The following is a 19,579-nucleotide window of genomic DNA, read 5'->3' on the forward strand; positions in this document are numbered from 1 at the left end:
AAAGGGGAGGAGATAGGAAAAAGCCCCCAGCCTTTTCTGAAAGGGCGGGGGCTTTGATATTGGGTTAAGAAACGCCGGTGGGCTCTGGTTTTACCTTGGTGTCATGGTGCTGTAAGAATAGACATTTGGGCCGAGACGTTTCAAATAGGTAACGTCCGGCATCCATTTATGCGGGCCATTGTAAATTCCATGTCTTTCTCGTTTAGGTGTGCCAATTTTGTGATAACCGGTCTGATCCATCAAATCAAACCCATCCAAAAGTTTGTTTTTTTGAGAATCGTTTATGTAGACGATACCGTAACTGTCGTCGACCGCCCATCCCATCTCAAAAAATACGACTCCATCGACACCATCTCGAAACATCTGTCGAATGTGAAACGATTTCTGATATCCGTCGAATGGAATGACTTTGATTACATCATAATTTTGGTCGCAGAGTACAATTTGTTTCTCGCCGATGCCACCGGAAAAGAATTCTACGTCTTTTATCAGTTCGTTAATAGGCGCGCAATAACGGTCATATTTTTTATACAGTCTGTCTCCAGTATTATAACTAAACCAAAATATTCCAAATAAAAACAACCCAATTAATGTCCAAAACAAAACCCGGCTCCAAGCAATTCTGACTTTTTTCATTTTTTCCTCTCATGTTATGGTTTATAAAAAGTGAAACCATATAATGCTTTATTTTTTTCTCCTCTCCTATAATAGTAGTATTTTATCCCTTTCCAGCGTGTTCGGCGATCCCAAGGCTCATCAAAAGTATAAAGAACGATAACAGTCCACCGGCGTTTTGCAAAGTACCGGTGGGCTCTGTTTTACCTTGGTGTCATGGTGCTGTAAGAATAGACGTTTGGGCCGAGACGTTCAGGCGGATAGATACCAAAAGGAAGCAAATTAAGGGTATTTTTCAAATCGTCGTTGAAATCCGGATTATTAATGAAAAAGAATCCCCAGGTGTCGTCCACAGCGCCGCCGGTCTGAAATATGATGATGTTTGCCGTATCGCCGTGTTCCTGCCAACAGCTTATGGAAAAATATTTTCGATATTCCGGAAAGTCGATTGCTTTATAAATATTTTTATCGGTATTCCCCAACTCAATGACCCCTGGTTTGATTTCAATCCGGGAAAAAGTATAGCCTTTCACCAATTCGTTGATTTTAGTGCAGTATTGCAGGTACCGGGCGTTATATACTTGGATTGCAACATTTATTACAGTAATAACAGCCAAAAAGATGCTGACATTTTTCCAAAGCTTTTTATGGTGGATAACCATTGCTATCCCTTCCTTTTACGGTTTATATACCAGCCAGTCGTAGAGTTCGTGGAATTCGTCTTCTCTGCCTTGGCGGACATACCAATATTTCGTTCCTTCATATCGCGCCTGACGATCCCAACTTTCATCAAAGCGATGTTCGTTGCCAAAAATGCTACCTAGTTGCGCTAAAGTTCCAGAATATCCTGGTTTAATATTATGAGATTCAAGAAAATATGTCCATACAAAATTACCGGCCTCATTTCTATTATAAATAGTTCCATTGACCAAATAAAGTGAGTCCTCAGGCAAATAAAGTTTGAAGTCTAGGCTACGTTTTATCGAGTCACGTAAAACTCTAGTATAATTTGTTTCTTCTTGATTGGCTACTTCAACTAATTGATCCAACGTTCTATTTAAAAAAACAAGATCAACCTTATCCCACTCAGTGACCAAAACAGTTTCTTTACTTAGGGTAGGATAACGAACGCCCATGTATTCCACAAAAAATTGATCGTCTCCATAGTCGCGTTCATTCTCAAAATAATAATCCTGACGGCTTAAAAAGATATAATCTCTGGAAATGGATTTGTCTGTGATATGTAGGGGATCAATGTTAGTTATTTGAGAATCCTTATACATCAAATGCTTACTCTCAGCTTTGCCTTTTAACTTAGTTCCTAGGAATTTATCCAGCTGGCCGGCCACAGATTTCAATGTTTCCTGATATTCCGTCTGCACCCCTTGAATGGGATTATCCAAATCCGCCTCCAGCTCGGCGGCAATTTCCTTCAGCCCGTTTAAAAACACCGCGTAATAGCTATAGCTGCCGCTAAACTGCCCCGCCGCGTTTCCGAACACCTCTTTCTCCATTTCTGCGACGTATTCCGGAGTGCACAGCTCCTTGTAGCATTTTCCTCTCATGTACCGATGATTTTCCTGAAAGTCCATGTAAATGTACAGATCCTTATAAAAATCCTGGGAGTAGGGGCCGATGGTGTCGTGGAGGAACGCGAGCTTCCAGCTGTCGCTGCCCGCCGCCCTTGTGATGCCGTAGTCGGCGGCCCGCTTGACCAGTTCGAGTGCGGTAGAACGGTTCTTTTGAGACGCCCGTTTTGCCGCCGCCTCTATATCCCTGAGGTCGGCGCGGGATTGGGGCTTTGTGTCGTAGCTGTTGAGGGTGAGAATGTCAATGCAGGAGCTGGCCTTGCTGATGGAGCCTTGGTTTCCGAAGCCTTTCAGCTCTTCAAGGGCCTTGATGAACGCCACAAGGTCGTCCCGGTCATCTTTGGGAAAATGCCGCATCACGCCGACATACTTTTTCAAATCCCAAAAAATCTCCTCCACCGCGTCGTCGGACTTCGCTTTCAGTTTATCATAAAGTCCCGCGTAATTTGTCGAATTTGCGGTGCCGAAACAGCTCCGCATCAGGTCACCGATGATCGTCCCCTCGTTGAGCTTCTGAAAATAGGGTGCCGAGCCGACCATGGCTCCGTTTTTGCCGATCAGTGTTTGCATGAAAAATACCTCCATAAAAATAATTTGACAAAGGGAGGCGTTTTTCGCACAGCTAAGAATTTCACCGGCTTTCTTGACAAATCATTTTTCCTATGCTATGATACCAGTGCTAGTAGAACCATAAGCAATTATGGGAAAAGTCAGGGGCTGTGCGCCGAAGCGGAACGCTTTGGGGTATGGCCTCTTTCTTTATGGCGGTTTCAGAATAGCACAGAAATTTTTATTTGTCAACCCATTTTTAAACAAAATATACCAAAATGCAACTTTACTCTGATGAATGCAGATATACGGGGCAGTCCCCGCACTCTTTTCAGAAGATTCTTCCAGCGGACAAACAAAATAACCCTTCTTTTCGCATATACATGGCTTCAAAGGAGCTGAACGCCATGTTTTCCGAACTCTTGTCCTATGTCATGTCCCACCTGCTGTTTTTCGCCCTCCACCTGGAGCGGCAGAATCATTTTCCGAAACCCCTTTCTCCCGCCAAAGAGCAGGAGTGTTTTCAAAAGGCGGCCAATGGAGACCTGGAAGCGCGGAACGAACTCATCGAGCACAACCTGCGGCTGGTGGCTCACATCGTCAAAAAATACAGCACATCTGGCTGTGACCAGGAGGATTTGCTCTCCATCGGCACCATTGGGCTGATCAAGGCGGTGTCCACCTTTTCCTACGACAAGGGAAGCAAGTTTGCAACCTACGCTTCCCGGTGCATCGACAACGAGATACTTATGCATTTCCGCAGCCTTAAAAAGACCAGCGGCGACCTCTATATGAACGACCCCATCGAAACCGATAAGGATGGAAATCCTCTTACCTTGCTGGATTTGATCGCCGACGATACAAATGTCGTGGACATTATCGACCTTAAGATGAAGTCGGAGGAACTGTACCGGCATATCCGGGAGAGTCTGGAGCCCAGGGAGCAGACCATTATTGAGATGCGGTATGGCCTCCACGGCAAAAAGCCGCTGACCCAGCGGGAAATTGCCAAAAAGCTTCAGATCTCCCGCTCCTATGTAAGTCGTATTGAGAAAAAGGCCCTGGAAACGCTGAAAGAGTGTTTTCCCGAACAGTTTTGACTGTGAGACAAATAGCAGTTGGTTTTTTGCAATAAAATGCGGCAACAGAAAAAGAACTGTGGATTTCATTCCACAGTTCTTTTTGTTTTAAGCAGGTTCAGCGTATGGCAGACGCTATATCGGTTGCAAACAGGCCATGCTGACTACATCCGAAGTAAATTTTGCCGCCGCGGCGCATCTTGGGGAAGCGAACCTCGCCGCTCTGCTCGGGGTAGAGCTTTACGAGCAGCACTCTGTCATATTCTGCGCACGCCATAAAGGTCAAGTAATGTTTTTTTGTCATTTCATGGGAAAAGGTGACATAGTAATCGTCCTCTATTTCCTCCACCCGGATACTGTGGGAACCTTGGACAGGCTGTTGGGGCAGGGCCTCCAGCTTCCGACCGCAGCAGGAGATCTCCGCTTCACCGGTGGCGGTGAGAATGCTTCCGCAGTAGGGACAAATATAAAATTTTAATTTTTTCATGTTTCCTCCGTCGATATCGTTGGGCGAAAGATCACCCGACAAAATTTTTTCAATGTTGACGCCCAGCACTCGGGACAAATCCCCTAGCAGTGAAACATCGGGACATCCGAGCCCCCGTTCCCATTTGGAGATAGCTTTATCGCTGACGCCGATCAGGTCGGCCAGAGCTTTTTGAGTCAATTTTTTCTCTTTTCGCAGATTTAAAATGAGGCTTCCTACTTTTGTACAGTCCATATTATCACTCCCAATAACCAGCATACCCGCAGACAGGGAAAATTGCAAGTAACGCTCCGTAGAGTTTTTTGCTTCCTTAAGAATTTGGAGTTTTATTTTTTAACATGGTTCTTGCAAAATTATTGTAAAAAGGCTATAATGAAAAAAACGGGGGAGGATGCCCGTGAAAAAGAAAAAGGCTTTACACTGGTGGAAATTATCGCCGTTTTGGCGGCGGTGACCATCCCTTCCATCGTCGGCTTTCTTAAAATTCCGGTGGCAAAGACGGTTATACCGCGAAGATCGAAGAGATTTTCAAAGAGCACGGCGGCGTGAAATCGGGGGCAGGCTACCAGGGCCTGAACCACTATAACAAGTGCGTCTACAGCTACCAAATCAACGACAACGGCATGATTTTCATCGATTGCAGCGTCCACGGGGAAGACAGGGCTTCTGCCCCCGTTCGGCAGCAGAAGCAGAGATCAAGCCCCTGCTGGAGTACGAGTCGGTGAAGGAGTACCTGGACCGAATCAAGGTCGGCTCTGGCACCATCAAAATCCATCTGGGATTCCTCCGGCATCACCTCGTTATGTTACGGTGAAAAACAAGGAAATCGTCAGTCGGCAGGTGTATTGGACATCGGAGGATATTCGGAAACGGGCAAAACCGTTTCGGTCCCCGGTAGACGCCCTCACCGGTGAATACCTGACCGGTATCATGAAGATCACCACCCGCACTTCCAGCGGAATCAAATATAACGCCCTGGATGAAAAGACTTTCCAGGCGGATTTAATGAAAAGAACCCGCGCAGGCGCATTTTTACGGATTTTGCCGGCGTTTCAGGCCGCGCGCCCATGAAAGCACTGACAGGGAACAGAGGAAAAACTGCCCGTGTACCATCAAGCACACGGGCAGTTTTGCTATTTCAGAAACGCCTCGACGGCATCCGCCCGGCAGCGGGCGTCCTCATATCCCAAGTGGTAGAGGGCGTCAAGCTTTGCGGTGTCCTTTTCGGTGCGTTTGATGCAGACTTTTTCGTCGGGGTTTATTAGGATGGCGCGGCCTTCGTCTTCCAGCTTCCGGCACAAGTCGAGCTGTGCGTTGTAGACGTTGTGGCGCTGTGCGATGGCGTTTACGAGCTTCGGGTATTTGCGGTAGAGCACTTTCGCGAGATTTAAGGTGCTCTCCGGCGCTTTGCGGTAGCCTTTTTCTCTCGTGAGCACCACAATGAGCCTGTCGCAGCCGTCTTTGAGGGCCTTTTCCGCCGGGATAGGATCGGCCATGCCGCCATCCAGCAGCAGGTCGCCGTGGTAGGGGACCATTTTCGATACCAGGGGGAGGGACATGGAGGCGAGAACCGGCTTGTAGTCGGCCTCCAGGTCTGTGACCCTGTGATAGACGGGCTTTCCGGTGAGGCAGCTGGTGCAGCAGGCAACGAAGGGCACTTTGGACTGCCGGAAGGCCTTATAATCAAAGGGCAGCAGCTCCTTCGGGATGGTGTGGAACATCATCTCCTCACTGAAAAGGGAGCCGTCTTTCAGAAAATTTCCGGCGCTCATGTACCGCTTGTCGTTTATGTAGTCGATATTCACGTGGTAGTTTCGTCCCCGCTGGCCGGTGAGGTAGCTCACCGCGTTGCAGGCTCCCGCCGAAACGCCGATGACGTAATCGAAAACGATTCCCCGGTCCAGAAACAAGTCTAACACTCCCGCCGTGTAGAGGCCGCGCATGCCGCCGCCTTCCAGAACAAGACCGTTCATAATTAAATCAGACTCCCTTCGAAAATTGGTGTATCGGATACGTGGGGAAATGAAGAATATTGTTGTTTCCCCCTCATTGTTTCAGATTTTTTTCAGAGCTCCCGTACATGATTTATTTTAGCAACCGATGATATGACAGGAGTATTTAAATGGATAAGAAAATGATGGCGTATTGCGGCACATACTGCGGAATATGCGAATGGAAAGACAAGGTAAACTGCAAAGGCTGTCAAGCCTGTCAAAGTCAAATGTTCTGGGGACAATGTGACAAAGCGGCATGCTGTATCGAAAAAGGATTGGAACACTGCGGACATTGTCCACAAATGCCCTGCCCCAAACTATTAGCGTTATTTAGTGACCCGGAACACGGCGACAAAGGAGTGAGGCTAAGGAATTTGAGGGACTGGGCGAATGGTGTATATGAATATAAAAAACTGGATAATTTGTCGCAAGAACAAGCGAAAAAGCGATAGGATAACCGCCTATAGCGGATAAAGGTTTTCTGTGAAATCTTTGCGACAGGGTTTATTATACACCAAAAAATTAAAACCGACAAATTATTTTGCGGAAACAGAGGAGATTTTCCCGATGGGACATGCTACACTGTTTGATATTATCAGTTGCGGGACAACGTCAGAAACCCGTGGCGGACGTAAAATTGCGGCCGGACGCTTTTTGCCGACGGCCGGAAAAGTGGAGGAATCTGATGAAAAAGTGCGTAATCGCGCCCGATTCGTTTAAAGGGACGCTATCCGCCGCTGAGGCGGTCAAAATCATGGCGGAGCAGGTAAAAATTCGTTTTCCAGGGTGCAGTGTCGTTTCTCTGCCCATTGCAGACGGCGGGGAGGGGACGGCTGACTGCTTTTTGGAGGCTGTCCCAGGGGCGGAGTTGGTTCCTATAACGGTCAAAGGGCCGTTTCTTGACTATGTAGGGGCTTATTACGTTCGATTCGGGGATACGGCGGTCATCGAGCTGGCACAGGCGGCGGGCATCACCCTCGTGGAAGGAAAACTCGATCCTATGAAGGCCAGCACCTACGGGGTGGGGCAGATGGTTCTTCACGCCGCTCAAAACGGCTGCCGCAACATCGCTTTAGGGTTGGGCGGAAGCTGTACAAATGACGGCGGCGTAGGCATCGCAGCCGCTCTGGGAGCCAAGTTTTACGATAAAGCGGGCAGAGAATTCCTGCCGGTAGGCGGCACCCTCAAGGACATCGTCCAGTATCACGACTCGGCCTGCCGAGAGGTATTGAAAGACTGCAACGTCACCGTTCTCTGCGACATCGAGAACCCCCTGTACGGTGAAAATGGGGCGGCTTATGTGTTCGCACCCCAGAAGGGAGCTGATGGAGAGATGGTGCGGGAGCTGGATGAAGGGCTTCGCCACCTTGCCGCGCTCATCACCTATCAGCGGGGGGTTGATGTGTCCTACCTGCCGGGGGCAGGGGCCGCGGGCGGCTGCGGTGCGGGCATCGTCGCCTTTTTGGGCGGGACCCTCTGCTCCGGCATACAGATGGTGTTGGAACTGATGAAGTTCGACGACCGGATCCGCAATGCCGACCTGATTTTTACTGGGGAAGGCAAGATGGACGGGCAGAGCGCCGGGGGTAAGGCTGTGTCCGGAGTGGCAGCCCACGGGATGAGGCAGAAAATTCCGGTAGTGGCGGTGGCTGGCGCTGTAGGGGAGGGTGCGGAGCTCCTCTACAAACAGGGGGTGACCGCTATGTTTTCCATTACGCCGGGACCGGTTCCCTTCGACGAGGCAAAGCTTTATGTGCGACGGAATTTACGTAATACTATGGACAATATCCTGCGGCTTTACGCTGTGGAAAGGAAATAACAGGCTTGAAGGAAAATAAATACGACGACGCGATATTTTTTGATAAATACGGCCAAATGGCCCGAAGCCGGCTATGACGAAGCGGGGAACATCCTCCACTTTCCGGTGGACCGGTATTTTGACGAAGGCAAGCGGGAGACGATGTTCTTGGGCGAACCGGTGACAAAATACCACCGGACCGCTCACCACTTATCTGGACGGGCTTCTCGCAAACGGCTTTGAACTGCTGCGGGTCACAGAGCCAAAGCCCGACGGAAAAATGCTTCAGGAGGTGAAAAGCATGGCTGACGAGCTGCGCCGTCCCATGATGCTCATCGTCTCGGCCCGGAAGAGATAAACCGCAAGAAAGCGCCCCGGTTTCGGGGCGCTTTTGTGCTTCAGGTTTTTTAGATTGGCAGCCGCTACAGCGGGAATTCCACCGTCAGGACGCTCATGGCTGGAACGGTCACCGCTTTTGATTCCCGGGCTTTTGGCAGATCCAGGGAGACGGTCCCGCACATGTCCTCAGTGAACAGGTTCATCACAAAGACGACGGCACGGCTATCGGTGGTGCGGAGCACCGCCCATAGGTTCGGGTTATCGCATTCCACTGCCTTATAGCCGTCGTAGCCCAGACGGGACAGGACGAATTCCAGCATCCTCGTCTGGCCTTCCTCGCAGTAGTTCCAGTGAAAGCCGAGCCAAATGGCTTTGCCGCTGTTTTCTGTCTCTTTTTCCCAGGCCGTAAGTTTTCCGGTGATGCGGTCGAAGCCAAGCCGCTCTGCTCCGTCAGGCAAAAGGTCGGTTTCGTAGAGCTTACCCTGGGAGTTAACAGCGGGTCCGAAGCCAATCAGTTCTAGCAGCGGCAGGTCGTAGGAAATAGGGCGGGTTTCACCGCCGCCTAGGTAGTCCCGGAGGATGGTGCAGGGGGAGAGGGATTCGTCCAGTTCCGGCAGCATGGGAAGAATCAGCAGCTTCCCGCCTTTTTTCAGGAAAGCGACGAGGCTTTCCTGGACGCTTCTCGCCATGACCGCCGCCGAAGGGACGATGAGAGGCACTGACAGGTCGGAAAAAGTATCAGTGTCGTGAACACTTAAGAGTTCCGGGGAATAGGAGCCGCAGAAAGTGGTGCACAGCAGGCCGAGATGAAGGAACTGATAAAGATCTTTGTGGCCCAGGCCGAAGCCGATGTTCTTTTTATAGTAATCGCTGCGAACATGCTCCAGGTCGATGGCGATTTTCAGGTCGGTAGCCCGCTTGGAGAGGGCGAGATCACGATTTTCTGCCAGATAGCGGCCCACTGCCTCCACCGCGGCATAATGGGGGCGAATCTGGTTTTTGGAGCCGACGGGCGCGGAATAATCGTATTCGGTGACGGTACTCCCCATGTTTTCCGGATTGGGGCCGCCGGAGAAGATGTAGTAGTTGAGACCTTTCATGCCAAAGGCTAGGTGGGACATGGCGCTGCATTTCATATCCTTTGCAGTGATGGGGGGCCAGCTGCCGATGGAGCCGGCGGGGAACTCAAAAATGCTTGGGGGAAAGCCCATCATCCGCAGCATTTCCATCGAAAGAAAGCATTGGGAGACAAACTGCGGGGTGGGATTGTTCTGGGGCCAGTGACTCCCGAGATTGTAGTAGTGGTCGCTGCCCAGAATGAAATTTTTATCAAGCCGCCGGGCGGTTTCCAGAAAGTGGGGGTTCATGACGCCGGTGCCGCTGTTGTGGATGAAGATGCAGTCGTCTATGTACGCGCCGCACCATTGGGCCAGCGTCTCCATGTACTCCGCCTCCATTTCAAAAGTGAAGTGGAGATAATCCTCATATCGCCTCGCCTCATAGAGTGTAGTGGGATTGTTGGTTTTGCCGTACTCTACATGGGAGAAGTCGGCAAAATCGGTTCCATAATGTCGGTTCAGCTCTCCTATATCCGTGTAGAGGCTTTTCAGGAAACGGGAGTACCGCCCGTTTTCCTCATGCAGGCCGATGGTTTCTGGATTGTAGTCGTAACCGCCCCAAATCCATTCGTGAGTGCCGCCCAGCTCGTTGTCCAGTTGGATAAAAGCCACCGTTCCGCCGTTTGAGAGGGTGTGCTTCTGGAGGATAGGCAGCACGGCATCGTACCATTTTTTTGCTTTTTTGAGAAAAATCGGGTGAAGATAGGAGATGGAGGAGGAGCGGAAAGGCTTGCCGTTAAAATCAGCGGCCCGTATCTGGGGATAATCTTGGGAGAGCCAGTCCGGAAGGCCCTCAAAACGCAATTCGCTGTAGCAGTGGGGCCCGGGGCGGCAGACGACAAAAAGCCCGATTTCACCGCAAAGCTGCAGGAACCCGTCTAAATCCTTCTGGCTGTCAGGCTCAAAGGAAATGTTTCCTTCCTGAGGCTCATGGAATCCCCAAGGGATATAGGTTGACACACAGTTGGCTCCGGCGTCCTTGAGCTTTTGCAGGCGGAAGCGCCAGTCCCTGCGGGGGACGCGGAAATAGGGAATCTCTCCCGAGTAGAAAAAGAAGGGTGTTTCGTCGAGATAATAGCTTTCGGAATCAAAGGTGATGTTCAGCATGGCGGCGTTCTCCTTGTTCAAAAAGTGTTTGCTGTTTAGACGGCTCGCCGTGAAACAGCGGATAACCGGCTTTGCCGGTATCAGGTGTATTTGTAAACAAGTATAGCATAAGAAAATTCTGGTGCAATGGTTTTTATCAAGTTGATAAAAATGTGATAGAAGATGCGAATAATCCTACTGTTTTAGAACTGATTATACAGATAAATTACAAAAATTTTGTTGCTTTTCATCAAAAAAGGGTATAATATAGGAGTGCAGGCAAGATAAATTTTAAAATATTCTGTTTTGTTTGAGGTGTTTCGCGCCTCAGCAGCGTTATAATAATCAGAACTCCATAAGGAAGTCCAATTCTCACATTCAGGGAGGAAGCGGCATGACGGCCATTAAAGTTGCTTCATTTAATTTAAAACGGGATTCCTTTTTCGCCCGGCAAAACCGCTGGCGCACCCGGCGGGAGCTGGTGCGGAAAATGATTGAGGAATCGGGCGCCACCATCATCGGCGTGCAGGAACTGCTGCCCTCTATGGAAGAGGACATCCGCGCCATGCTGGAAGATTACAGCGTTTTCGGCTTCGGGCGGACGAGAAAGCTCAAAAACGAAGAGTCGGCCATCCTGTTTAAAGGAAAACCCACCGATGTGAAATTCAACAAGACCTTCTGGCTCTCGAAAAAGCCAGAAAAATACGGGAGCCGAGCCTACTTTTCCATTTTCCCGCGAATCTGCACCGTCTGCGAGCTCTATGTGCGACATTTTGGGAGGCGCATCCGGGTATTTAACACCCATTTCGACCATGTCTGCCCCATGGCGCGGACGCTAAGCGTGCGGATCATTTTAGAATACATGCACAAGCTGAACAGCATTGAAAAACTCCCCACCATCCTTATGGGGGATTTAAACTGCAAGCCGGACAGCAAGCCGATCCAGATGCTCAGCGAGAACCTTCACACCTTTGACGACATCAAGCTCACAAACATCTATCAGAGCTTTGACGCAGGCGAAATCCGCAACACTTACCACGGCTTCAAAGGCAAATACAAAGAACAGCCCATCGACTATATTTTCGTCAGCGAGGAGTTCGAGATCGACGACGCGTATATCGACACGACGGCCATCGACGGCATGTACCCTTCCGATCATTTTCCGCTTGTGGCGGTACTGAGGCTCAAGGAAGAACTGTCAGAGTAAGGATTATATCAAGCTTTGAACGGAAAGCCGTTCGAAGCTGTTTTTTTATCCAAATCAAAAAATACCCTCTGTGCCAGTAGCACAGAGGGTATTTGATCGCTGTAAAGCAATTTTAATTTACAGACCGACACTTGTGGCAAAGCGCTGCCTTCATACCGCTGTCATTCGGTGCTCAGAACCGTATCCGATGCGATTTGCTGAAGCTTTGCGGCGGTGTCGGCGTCCAGGTTCTCCGTCAGGTAGGTGAGTCCCACGGGGGATTCATTATAAATGGTCGCGTACATGCAGCAGGCGGCAAGATAGCTTCCGGCTTCCGAGGGATGCTGGCCGTCTTCTTCGTCCCAGAGATCAATATCGGGGTGTTGGGCAATACTCCGCATAAAGGCGATTCCCGCCGGGCAGAGGAGCGCGTCCAGCTCGTCGGCAATGGCGGTGTAGCTTTTGGAAAGCTGCGTCTGCATTTCCTCCCTGGTGGCCTGTGTGTCCAGGCCCATTTCGCTCAGGTCGTAGCCGTCCCGGTAGGCCCAGGTCATGAGGAAAACAGAACATCCCCCTGCGTCTTTGGCCATTTTGTCCAGCGTTCGGGCGGCGGGGTACATGAGCTCCTCAGCCTGGATGGCGGGCAACAGGCTGTGGTCCTGCAAAATTACGTAATCCCAACTGTAATTTTCCAGGGCATCGTAAACCTCCGCTCCCAGTTCGTCCTGCGGGTCGGCAAACATCCGGAGCTGATAGTAGCCCTCGGTGTAGTCGTAGACTTCGGGAGAAAAGTCGCCTTCGTAGGACAGTTCCAGAAAGGTCTGGGGCAGGTCGTTGTAAAAGGTGAAGCTGTTGCCCAAAAACAGCACCTCCGGGCTTTCTTTGACCGGCTCGGCGGGTTTTTTCAGGGTGAGGGGCGCGTCAAAGTCCATCACTTTGGTCGAAGGCAGAGAGAGGCTGGCTCCAGGAGCGGCGCAGCCCGCCGTCATCATCAGGGCGAGAGCCGCGGCGCAGGCGAGGGAGATCATAGATTTTACAGTCATAGCAATGGTGTCCTTTCTATTGTCAGATAAGATAAAAGTTTTCATCATCCACAAATATTCCCTGGCCGTCATCGAGGCGGATCACAGCAGAGCCTTTGCGGCTCTCATATTCTTTGATCCGTTCTTCCAGCCGGTCGAATCGGGGGAGAAATTTGTGATAATGGGGAAAAATTTCCGATTCGGTGAGCCCAAGGCCCGACAGGTCGGAGAGGCCGACTTGGCTGTTCATTTCCGGGGTGAACCCGGCGGCCAGTTCGATGGAACGTTGCAAAACCAGACTTCCGGCGCTGACACCGATGACGGTTTTTTCCGCGGCGAGGGTTTTAAGGACAGGGGTGCAGTTTGTTTCCTTCATCCTCTTTAAAAGATAGAAGGGGTTTCCTCCCATGAGCTCGATTACATCGAAGGAGAGAAGGGTTTCCGGCGGCTCCTCGTCCAAGTCGACGCACTCTGTCGAGAGCCCCAGGGAGTGGAGCTCCTCGGTGAGGCGGGGAACGTTCCAGTCCTTTTCCTTATAGCCCAGAGAGGCGGTGGTGATAAGGGCGGCTGTTTTGCCGCGCAACCGCTGGGCAGTTTCTCGCAGCAGAGGGTCAGAACTGAGGCCGTTGGAAGTCAAGATCAGCGTAAAATCATCTCCTTATTCCGGGAAGGAATCCCCACAGTTTGCTTTGCGGGCGGCTTTAAAAAGAGGGCCGTCCTTTTTGCGGACTTCCCGCACAGCAAGGCTCTCTTTTGTGCAGAGCTGAAGGGTGATTCTGCCCGGGTCGATGCGGGGGTGGCGAAGGATGCGGGTGATGGCGGGTGTGCATTCCTTCCGGGTCAGGGCCAGATAGCAGAACTTTTCGTCTTCATAGGGGGCGTCGCCGCTCTTTAACTGCTTGTGGAGGCGGCTTCGGGCGACGCGGCAGGTGAAATGGCACCAATCATCCTCCGGCAGGGGGCAGGCGTTTTCGTGAGGGCATGGGGCGGCCATATGAGCGCCTTCCTTCAGGAGAAGGGAACGGATTTCTCGCAGATGGGCGTATCCGGCGGGGGTGCCGGGCTCCACTATGAGGAGCATCTGTCCTGCGGCGTTCCAGAGATTCCGGGCCGCTTTGAGGCGATTTTCCTCCGAGAGCTCGTTGAGGACGTAGGAGGCGACGACCAGATCCGCCGTCACACCCAGATTTTCCTTTATGACGTCCCGATCAATCCAGCGGGCGGACTGAAGGGCTGGGGAACCCGTTTTCATCAGGGCCTCTCCCAGGCGGCGCATAGCCCCCTCACGGTCGAGACAGGTGATTTCGCTGAGGTTCAGAAGTGCATCCGCCGCCCAGCAGGCGGCGCCGGTTCCGGCTCCTGCGTCCAGGAGGGTGGCGGGACGCAGATCCGTACACTGGAGAGCGTACGACAGGGCAGCGGAAACTGCCCCGAAGGTGGCGGGCATCCGGGTGGCGGCATAGGCGGCGGCTTCGGCTTCGGTGGTCAAAAGCCGCTGGCCGGAGCCGCTTTTTTCGCGGTAGCGGACGCTCAAAGTTTGGGCGTTTTTTATCAGCTGGGACTGGGAAAGTCCGTCAAGACGGGCTTCCAGGGCGGTTCGAAGGGGGAGGGGAAAATCCATAAAGATTGCTCCATTCAACGTTAGATTTTATCGGCAGATAAAGGGAGAATTGCTTATTTTTTGCGCAGTACATGCCAGATATCCTGTCCGGTGAAGCCGCAAGCACGGTAAAGCGCCTCAGGATTGTCCGGGTTGTTTGCTTTTCCGGAAACGGTTGCAAACTGCGCCGCGCCTTGTTTTCGAGCGAGCAGTTCATTTACGATCGCACGTCCGATCCCCTTCCTGCGGTATTCCGGCAAAACCTGAATCCACTCCAAAATTAACTCACCTGTCTCTTCGTGATAATCCGCTATTCCACCGCCGACAATTTTTCCGGTGTTTTTTTCCGTGGCCAGCAGCCACAAATCCGGGGCATAAATAGGAGTTTTTGTGTAGCTTTCTATCTGCCGGCGGTCGACCTGCAAATCGATGTAGGAGCCATTGATGAGGGAAACCATGTCGTCTGGTCGTTTACAGGGGAGAAGCTCAATCTGGGGTAAATCGGGCTTTGGAATGGCCTGTAAGTCATGGTAAAGGCGAAAATAGGGTTCGTCCGTATATTCTGCAAAGGATTCCGGAAAAAACCGGCTTTGGTGGATAATCCGCATGTTGTCAGGCAGTCTGATGGTTTCCGCTTTCCAAAAAGGAATGGACAGCGTCCCACAAGGATTGGAGAGATATTCTTCCAGCGATACCATATGATATTCCTCCATAAAGCGCTAGTGATAAAGCTATTATACCTGATAGGCTTCACTTTGACAATCGTTTTTTGAAAACGGTTTTTCTCACCTCAAGAGGGCCGGGAAACCCTTTACTAGGCCGAATTTTAAGAAAAATTCACAGGGAAAACCGAGAAAATGTAAACTTCCCACTTTACTTTGGAGCAAAGATAGGGTAGAATAGTACTGACTAAAAACAAAGACGGGAGTGTTTTCCAGTGGAGCTCAAATATAAAAGGATCCTGCTGAAATTAAGCGGAGAGGCCCTTGCGGGGGACAAAAAATTCGGTTTGGACTTTGACGTCATCAATCCTATCTGCAAGGCGATCAAAGAATGTGTCGATTTGGGCGCACAGATCGGTGTCGTCGTCGGCGGCGGCAACTTCTGGCGCGGCCGGTCGAGCGGCGCCATGGATCGGACCCGTGCCGACCACATCGGCATGCTGGGTACCGCTATGAACGCCCTGGCTGTTGCGGACGCTTTGGAGGAACAGGGCGTGGACGTCCGGGTGCAGACAGCCATCGCTATGCAGCAGGTGGCTGAGCCTTATATTCGTAACCGGGCAGTGCGCCACTTGGAAAAGGGAAGGGTGGTCATCTTTGGATGTGGCACCGGAAATCCCTTCTTCTCTACCGATACGGCGGCCTCCCTGCGGGCGGCGGAAATCGAAGCGGATGTGATCTTCAAAGCCACCATGGCCGACGGGGTATTCGACAAGGACCCCAACAAGTTTGACGATGCGGTCAAGTATGACACCGTTACCTGCAGCGAGGTGCTGCGGCAGAATCTGGGGGTCATGGACTCCACCACCGCCTCTATGTGCAAGGACAACGGCCTGCCCATGCTGGTGTTCAACCTCAAGCAGCCGCAGAACATCGTGGCAGCGGTCAGGGGAGAAGAAGTCGGCACTGTGGTCATCCCGGAATAACAACTCCGCCCTGTTAATGCAATCGGAGATTGCGGACACGTGACAGAGCCTAGTTGTTTTACAACAGGACTTTTTGCGACACCTTTAAATAAAAACGGGCATCGATGCCCAGTAAGAAAGGACATAGATGACAATGAAAGAAATTCTTGAAAAAGCTGACAGCAAGATGAACAAAACCGTAGAAGCACTGGGAAAAGAGCTAGGTTCTATCCGCGCCGGCCGCGCCAATCCCGCGGTTCTGGATAAAGTGAGCGTCGACTACTACGGAACCATGACTCCAGTGAACCAGATGGCGGCTGTTTCTGTTCCCGACGCCCGCACTTTGATGATCCAGCCCTGGGATGCTTCGAGCCTCAAGGCCATCGAGAAGGCGATTCTTGCCACCGACATCGGTATCACCCCCAACAACGACGGCAAAGTCATCCGCCTCAATTTTCCCCCTCTGACCGAAGAGCGCCGCAGAGACCTTGCAAAGGAAATCCACAAATACGGTGAAGAGGGCAAAGTAGCTGTCCGCGGTGTGCGCCGTGACGCCATTGAAAAGATCAAGGCCAAGCTCAAAGCCAAGGAAATCACCGAGGACGACGTAAAAGACGGCGAAAAAGACGTCCAGAAATACACCGACAAATACTGCGACGAGATCGACAAGATGATTGCCGCCAAAGAAAAAGAAATCATGGAGATCTAACGGATGATCGATCAGAATACACTTCCCCAGCATATCGGAGTCATCATGGACGGCAACGGGCGGTGGGCCAAAAAGCGGGGGCTTCCCCGCAAATTCGGGCACCGCACCGGGGCCAATGCCTTCCGAGCCATCGCCCGGTACGCCAACCAAATCGGTTTAAAGTACATGACCATGTACGTTTTTTCCACCGAAAACTGGGTGCGGCCTCAGGATGAGATCGACGGCATCATCAAGATTCTTCGCAACTACCTGGATGAGATGGACGATTACATCGAAGAAAACATCCGGGTCCGTTTTTTGGGAGATCTCAGCGTTTTCGATGAGGACATCCAGCAGAAAATGAAGCGGGCGGTGGACACCAGCGCCAAAAGCACCGGGCTTACTCTCAATCTCGCCATCAACTACGGCGGTCGGGCGGAAATCACTGCGGCGGCCAAAAGACTCGCAAAAATGGCGGCTGCCGGGGAGCTGAATCCCGACGACATCGACGAAAAGATGCTGGAGCGAAACCTGTATACCGGCGACGATCCGCCGGTGGACCTGATTATCCGGCCCAGCGGGGAGTATCGGCTATCAAACTTCCTCATCTGGCAGTCGGCCTACGCCGAGTACGTTTTTATGGATAACATTTTGTGGCCTGACTTCAAACCCTCAGACCTGGATGCGGCCCTCAATGAATACAGCAGAAGGAACCGGCGGTTCGGCGGTGTATAATCGCGCCCGCCATAGGAAAAATCAATGAAACAGCGTATCATTTCCGCCGTTGTGGCGCTGGCGCTCCTAGCGGTGGCGCTATTTTGCTACAACAGCATCCTCTTTAACTTTTTTATCGCCCTCATCGGCGCAATTGCGGTATATGAGCTTTTACACTCGACAAAATACGTAAAGAATCCGGTGATTTTGGCGGCTTCCTGCCTCTATGCGCTGGTGGTTCCGTTTTTCGAGACATTGGATGTGAAAAATATCCACGTTTACGTAACGGTGGGATACTTCACTATCCTTTTCTCCGTCTTGCTCAAGTGCCATGAAAAGGTAAAATTTCAGGAGATCGCCATCGCCTTTTTCATCTCCCTGGTGGTGCCGGTAGCCTTTTCCATGACCATCCTCATGCGTGATTTCCATGAGCACGGAATCTTTTACACCTTCCTAGTCTGTGCGGCTGCTTGGCTCACCGACAGCGCAGCTTATTTTTCGGGCCGGGCCTTCGGCAAGCACAAAATGGCTCCCCTTATCAGCCCCCACAAAACGGTGGAGGGTGCTGTTGGAGGACTGCTTGTAACGACGATTTGCTATCCGCTATTTTGTCTTGGTTATCAGGCGATTCTTGGGAGCATGGACATATCGGTTAGCTTTAACTGGTTTATGGTGATGGTGCTGGGGCTTCTGTGCGCGGCGGCGGGCATGGCGGGGGATTTACTGGCATCGGTTATCAAGCGTCAGACCGGCATCAAGGATTACGGAAACATCATGCCGGGCCACGGCGGGGTCATGGACCGGTTTGACAGCTTTTTGCTGGTGGCCCCTACCTTTTACCTGCTGATCCAGGTGATCCCGGTGATCACATACCTTTGATCTTGGAGGAACGGACTGTTGAAACGATTATCCATCCTGGGCTCCACCGGCTCTATCGGCACCCAGGCTTTAGAAGTCTGCGAGGCCCACGGCTTTTCGGTCATGGGGCTTGCCGCATACAGCAATGAAGCGCTTTTGGAGGAGCAGACGAGACGGTTTCGGCCTCAGCTCGTCTGCATTTTCGATGAAAGCCGGTATCATAGCCTGAAGGCGCGAGTGGCCGACCTGCCCGTCAGGGTGGTCACAGGCATCGGGGGACTCTGCGAGGCGGCTTCCTTAGCAGAAGCGGACATGGTGCTCAACGCCGTTAGCGGCATGATTGGGCTGCGGCCCACCCTGGCCGCTATCGACGCCCACAAGGAGATCGCCCTGGCAAACAAAGAGACTCTGGTCACCGGCGGAGAGCTAGTCATGAGACGGGCGAAGGTACAAAATGTACCGGTTCTGCCGGTAGACAGCGAACATTCGGCAATTTTTCAGTGTCTCAATGGATATCGGCACTGCAAGGTGAATAGAATACTACTAACCGCTTCCGGCGGCCCTTTTTTCGGGAAAACCAGAGCGGAATTACAATATGTGACCAAAAAGGACGCCTTGAACCATCCCAACTGGAGTATGGGGCAGAAAATCACCATCGATTCCGCCACCATGATGAACAAGGGACTGGAGCTCATCGAGGCTTACTGGCTGTTCGATGTGCCGCCGGAACAAATCGAGGTTGTGATCCACCGGGAGAGCATCATCCATTCGGCAGTAGAGTTCGAAGACTGTGGAGTTATTGCCCAGTTGGGAATGCCGGACATGAAGCTCCCTATCCAGTACGCAATTACTTATCCGGAACGGAGACCTTGTCCGACGAAGCCTCTCAACCTGTGGGAGGTGGGGAAGCTCACCTTTTACGAGCCTGACATGGAAACTTTTTCCTGCCTCAAGACGGCGAAAGAGGCCATTCGGCGGGGAAAACTCTATCCTACCCTGATGAACTGCGCCAATGAACTGGCGGTGCAGCTTTTTCTCGACGGGAAGATTTCCTTTCTGCAAATCGCCGAGCTGAACGAGCGGGTTTTGGAGCTGGACGGCCGCGGCGAGGTCACGGTAGACAATATCTTGAACGCCGAGGCGGCGGCCCGGGAATTCGTCCTTTCTTCGATTTAAGCGTGCCTTAACCGGTTTTGGGTGCAGCATTTTCCTGATGAAAATCCAACGCGG

The 19,579-nt window shown here is 51.5% G+C and carries 23 protein-coding genes and 1 pseudogene; 14 read left to right on the top strand and 10 right to left on the bottom strand.

Annotation, left to right across the window (positions count from 1 at the left end):
* Window positions 1-90: 90 nt before the first annotated feature.
* From H8710_RS04530 to H8710_RS04540, 3 genes are all read right to left on the bottom strand, one after another.
* A complete protein-coding gene (locus tag H8710_RS04530) occupies window positions 91-636 on the bottom strand; it encodes a hypothetical protein (protein ID WP_249294227.1) in 546 nt (181 codons plus the stop codon).
* A gap of 182 nt (window positions 637-818) precedes the next feature.
* Window positions 819-1,277, bottom strand: a complete 459-nt coding sequence (locus H8710_RS04535) for a hypothetical protein (RefSeq protein WP_249294228.1) — start codon at window positions 1,275-1,277, stop codon at window positions 819-821.
* A gap of 15 nt (window positions 1,278-1,292) precedes the next feature.
* Window positions 1,293-2,774: a hypothetical protein gene (locus H8710_RS04540; RefSeq protein ID WP_249294229.1), complete on the bottom strand. Its 1,482-nt coding sequence runs from the start codon at window positions 2,772-2,774 to the stop codon at window positions 1,293-1,295.
* Window positions 2,775-3,160: 386 nt separating this feature from the next.
* Here H8710_RS04540 and sigK point away from each other — a divergent pair, with 386 nt between their 5' ends.
* Complete coding sequence (gene sigK / locus H8710_RS04545) at window positions 3,161-3,853, top strand: RNA polymerase sporulation sigma factor SigK (protein WP_249294230.1); 693 nt, start codon at window positions 3,161-3,163, stop codon at window positions 3,851-3,853.
* Between the two features lie 97 nt (window positions 3,854-3,950).
* Here sigK and H8710_RS04550 read toward each other — a convergent pair whose 3' ends face one another.
* A complete protein-coding gene (locus H8710_RS04550; RefSeq protein ID WP_249294231.1) occupies window positions 3,951-4,553 on the bottom strand; it encodes a helix-turn-helix domain-containing protein in 603 nt (200 codons plus the stop codon).
* A 138-nt stretch (window positions 4,554-4,691) separates the two neighbouring features.
* Here H8710_RS04550 and H8710_RS04555 point away from each other — a divergent pair, with 138 nt between their 5' ends.
* From H8710_RS04555 to H8710_RS04565, 3 genes are all read left to right on the top strand, one after another.
* Window positions 4,692-4,868 (top strand): prepilin-type N-terminal cleavage/methylation domain-containing protein, encoded by a 177-nt coding sequence (locus H8710_RS04555; RefSeq protein WP_249294232.1) that lies wholly within the window; start codon window positions 4,692-4,694, stop codon window positions 4,866-4,868.
* The gene (locus H8710_RS04560; protein ID WP_249294233.1) at window positions 4,865-5,044 is read left to right on the top strand and encodes a hypothetical protein; all 180 of its coding nucleotides are present in this window, start codon (window positions 4,865-4,867) and stop codon (window positions 5,042-5,044) included. Before H8710_RS04555 ends, H8710_RS04560 begins: the two co-directional genes overlap by 4 nt.
* Before the next feature lie 85 nt (window positions 5,045-5,129).
* Window positions 5,130-5,390 (top strand): hypothetical protein, encoded by a 261-nt coding sequence (locus H8710_RS04565; RefSeq protein WP_249294234.1) that lies wholly within the window; start codon window positions 5,130-5,132, stop codon window positions 5,388-5,390.
* A 62-nt stretch (window positions 5,391-5,452) separates the two neighbouring features.
* Here the strand turns inward: H8710_RS04565 and H8710_RS04570 are convergent, their stop codons facing one another.
* Window positions 5,453-6,292: a patatin-like phospholipase family protein gene (locus tag H8710_RS04570; protein WP_249294235.1), complete on the bottom strand. Its 840-nt coding sequence runs from the start codon at window positions 6,290-6,292 to the stop codon at window positions 5,453-5,455.
* A 149-nt stretch (window positions 6,293-6,441) separates the two neighbouring features.
* Between H8710_RS04570 and H8710_RS04575 the strand changes: the two genes are divergently transcribed.
* From H8710_RS04575 to H8710_RS04590, 4 genes and pseudogenes are all read left to right on the top strand, one after another.
* Window positions 6,442-6,765, top strand: coding sequence for a DUF3795 domain-containing protein (locus H8710_RS04575; protein ID WP_249294236.1), 324 nt, complete (start codon window positions 6,442-6,444; stop codon window positions 6,763-6,765).
* A 31-nt stretch (window positions 6,766-6,796) separates the two neighbouring features.
* On the top strand, window positions 6,797-7,033 hold the full coding sequence (locus H8710_RS04580; RefSeq protein WP_249294237.1) for a hypothetical protein: 237 nt from the start codon (window positions 6,797-6,799) through the stop codon (window positions 7,031-7,033).
* On the top strand, window positions 6,999-8,132 hold the full coding sequence (locus H8710_RS04585; protein ID WP_249294238.1) for a glycerate kinase family protein: 1,134 nt from the start codon (window positions 6,999-7,001) through the stop codon (window positions 8,130-8,132). Before H8710_RS04580 ends, H8710_RS04585 begins: the two co-directional genes overlap by 35 nt.
* 72 nt (window positions 8,133-8,204) lie before the next feature.
* A pseudogene (locus H8710_RS04590) lies at window positions 8,205-8,469 on the top strand (class I SAM-dependent methyltransferase); the annotation flags it as partial.
* 64 nt (window positions 8,470-8,533) lie between these two features.
* Here the strand turns inward: H8710_RS04590 and H8710_RS04595 are convergent.
* Window positions 8,534-10,675: a beta-galactosidase gene (locus tag H8710_RS04595; protein WP_249294239.1), complete on the bottom strand. Its 2,142-nt coding sequence runs from the start codon at window positions 10,673-10,675 to the stop codon at window positions 8,534-8,536.
* 373 nt (window positions 10,676-11,048) lie between these two features.
* On the opposite strand from H8710_RS04595, the gene H8710_RS04600 reads away from it, so the two are divergent.
* The gene (locus H8710_RS04600) at window positions 11,049-11,861 is read left to right on the top strand and encodes an endonuclease/exonuclease/phosphatase family protein (protein WP_249294240.1); all 813 of its coding nucleotides are present in this window, start codon (window positions 11,049-11,051) and stop codon (window positions 11,859-11,861) included.
* A 161-nt stretch (window positions 11,862-12,022) separates the two neighbouring features.
* Here the strand turns inward: H8710_RS04600 and H8710_RS04605 are convergent, their stop codons facing one another.
* The 4 genes from H8710_RS04605 to H8710_RS04620 are packed head-to-tail and all read right to left on the bottom strand — an operon-like array spanning window position 12,023 to window position 15,160.
* On the bottom strand, window positions 12,023-12,883 hold the full coding sequence (locus H8710_RS04605) for an SGNH/GDSL hydrolase family protein (RefSeq protein ID WP_249294241.1): 861 nt from the start codon (window positions 12,881-12,883) through the stop codon (window positions 12,023-12,025).
* Between the two features lie 22 nt (window positions 12,884-12,905).
* Window positions 12,906-13,499 (bottom strand): Type 1 glutamine amidotransferase-like domain-containing protein, encoded by a 594-nt coding sequence (locus H8710_RS04610; protein WP_249294242.1) that lies wholly within the window; start codon window positions 13,497-13,499, stop codon window positions 12,906-12,908.
* A gap of 21 nt (window positions 13,500-13,520) precedes the next feature.
* Window positions 13,521-14,483 carry a small ribosomal subunit Rsm22 family protein gene (locus tag H8710_RS04615; protein WP_249294243.1) on the bottom strand — a complete coding sequence of 321 codons (963 nt, stop codon included), beginning with the start codon at window positions 14,481-14,483 and terminating at the stop codon, window positions 13,521-13,523.
* 53 nt (window positions 14,484-14,536) lie between these two features.
* On the bottom strand, window positions 14,537-15,160 hold the full coding sequence (locus H8710_RS04620) for a GNAT family N-acetyltransferase (RefSeq protein WP_249294244.1): 624 nt from the start codon (window positions 15,158-15,160) through the stop codon (window positions 14,537-14,539).
* Window positions 15,161-15,399: 239 nt separating this feature from the next.
* Between H8710_RS04620 and pyrH the strand changes: the two genes are divergently transcribed.
* The 5 genes from pyrH to dxr all read left to right on the top strand — a co-directional run bounded on the left by pyrH (window position 15,400) and on the right by dxr (window position 19,525).
* Entirely contained in the window at window positions 15,400-16,110 is a 711-nt protein-coding gene (gene pyrH, locus H8710_RS04625; protein ID WP_249294245.1) for a UMP kinase, read from the top strand.
* Between the two features lie 133 nt (window positions 16,111-16,243).
* On the top strand, window positions 16,244-16,798 hold the full coding sequence (gene frr / locus H8710_RS04630) for a ribosome recycling factor (protein ID WP_249294716.1): 555 nt from the start codon (window positions 16,244-16,246) through the stop codon (window positions 16,796-16,798).
* A gap of 3 nt (window positions 16,799-16,801) precedes the next feature.
* The gene (uppS, locus tag H8710_RS04635) at window positions 16,802-17,512 is read left to right on the top strand and encodes a polyprenyl diphosphate synthase (RefSeq protein ID WP_249294246.1); all 711 of its coding nucleotides are present in this window, start codon (window positions 16,802-16,804) and stop codon (window positions 17,510-17,512) included.
* Between the two features lie 24 nt (window positions 17,513-17,536).
* The gene (locus H8710_RS04640) at window positions 17,537-18,370 is read left to right on the top strand and encodes a phosphatidate cytidylyltransferase (protein ID WP_249294247.1); all 834 of its coding nucleotides are present in this window, start codon (window positions 17,537-17,539) and stop codon (window positions 18,368-18,370) included.
* An 18-nt stretch (window positions 18,371-18,388) separates the two neighbouring features.
* Window positions 18,389-19,525, top strand: a complete 1,137-nt coding sequence (dxr, locus tag H8710_RS04645; RefSeq protein ID WP_430413301.1) for a 1-deoxy-D-xylulose-5-phosphate reductoisomerase — start codon at window positions 18,389-18,391, stop codon at window positions 19,523-19,525.
* Window positions 19,526-19,579: the final 54 nt, after the last annotated feature.

The sequence above is a fragment of the Fumia xinanensis genome (assembly GCF_014384905.1).
Lineage (GTDB): Bacteria > Bacillota > Clostridia > Oscillospirales > Ruminococcaceae > Fumia > Fumia xinanensis.

Bases quoted from the DNA above. Each gene is read 5' to 3' on its own strand.
- H8710_RS04555 (WP_249294232.1), top strand. From the start codon at position 4,692: ATGAAAAAAACGGGGGAGGATGCCCGTGAAAAAGAAAAAGGCTTTACA.
- H8710_RS04530 (WP_249294227.1), bottom strand. From the start codon at position 636: ATGAAAAAAGTCAGAATTGCTTGGAGCCGGGTTTTGTTTTGGACATTA.
- H8710_RS04575 (WP_249294236.1), top strand. From the start codon at position 6,442: ATGGATAAGAAAATGATGGCGTATTGCGGCACATACTGCGGAATATGC.
- H8710_RS04640 (WP_249294247.1), top strand. From the start codon at position 17,537: ATGAAACAGCGTATCATTTCCGCCGTTGTGGCGCTGGCGCTCCTAGCG.
- H8710_RS04600 (WP_249294240.1), top strand. From the start codon at position 11,049: ATGACGGCCATTAAAGTTGCTTCATTTAATTTAAAACGGGATTCCTTT.
- H8710_RS04595 (WP_249294239.1), bottom strand. From the start codon at position 10,675: ATGCTGAACATCACCTTTGATTCCGAAAGCTATTATCTCGACGAAACA.
- frr (WP_249294716.1), top strand. From the start codon at position 16,244: ATGAAAGAAATTCTTGAAAAAGCTGACAGCAAGATGAACAAAACCGTA.
- H8710_RS04605 (WP_249294241.1), bottom strand. From the start codon at position 12,883: ATGACTGTAAAATCTATGATCTCCCTCGCCTGCGCCGCGGCTCTCGCC.
- H8710_RS04585 (WP_249294238.1), top strand. From the start codon at position 6,999: ATGAAAAAGTGCGTAATCGCGCCCGATTCGTTTAAAGGGACGCTATCC.
- sigK (WP_249294230.1), top strand. From the start codon at position 3,161: ATGTTTTCCGAACTCTTGTCCTATGTCATGTCCCACCTGCTGTTTTTC.
- uppS (WP_249294246.1), top strand. From the start codon at position 16,802: ATGATCGATCAGAATACACTTCCCCAGCATATCGGAGTCATCATGGAC.
- H8710_RS04540 (WP_249294229.1), bottom strand. From the start codon at position 2,774: ATGCAAACACTGATCGGCAAAAACGGAGCCATGGTCGGCTCGGCACCC.
- H8710_RS04550 (WP_249294231.1), bottom strand. From the start codon at position 4,553: ATGGACTGTACAAAAGTAGGAAGCCTCATTTTAAATCTGCGAAAAGAG.
- H8710_RS04620 (WP_249294244.1), bottom strand. From the start codon at position 15,160: ATGGTATCGCTGGAAGAATATCTCTCCAATCCTTGTGGGACGCTGTCC.
- H8710_RS04535 (WP_249294228.1), bottom strand. From the start codon at position 1,277: ATGGTTATCCACCATAAAAAGCTTTGGAAAAATGTCAGCATCTTTTTG.
- H8710_RS04615 (WP_249294243.1), bottom strand. From the start codon at position 14,483: ATGGATTTTCCCCTCCCCCTTCGAACCGCCCTGGAAGCCCGTCTTGAC.
- H8710_RS04570 (WP_249294235.1), bottom strand. From the start codon at position 6,292: ATGAACGGTCTTGTTCTGGAAGGCGGCGGCATGCGCGGCCTCTACACG.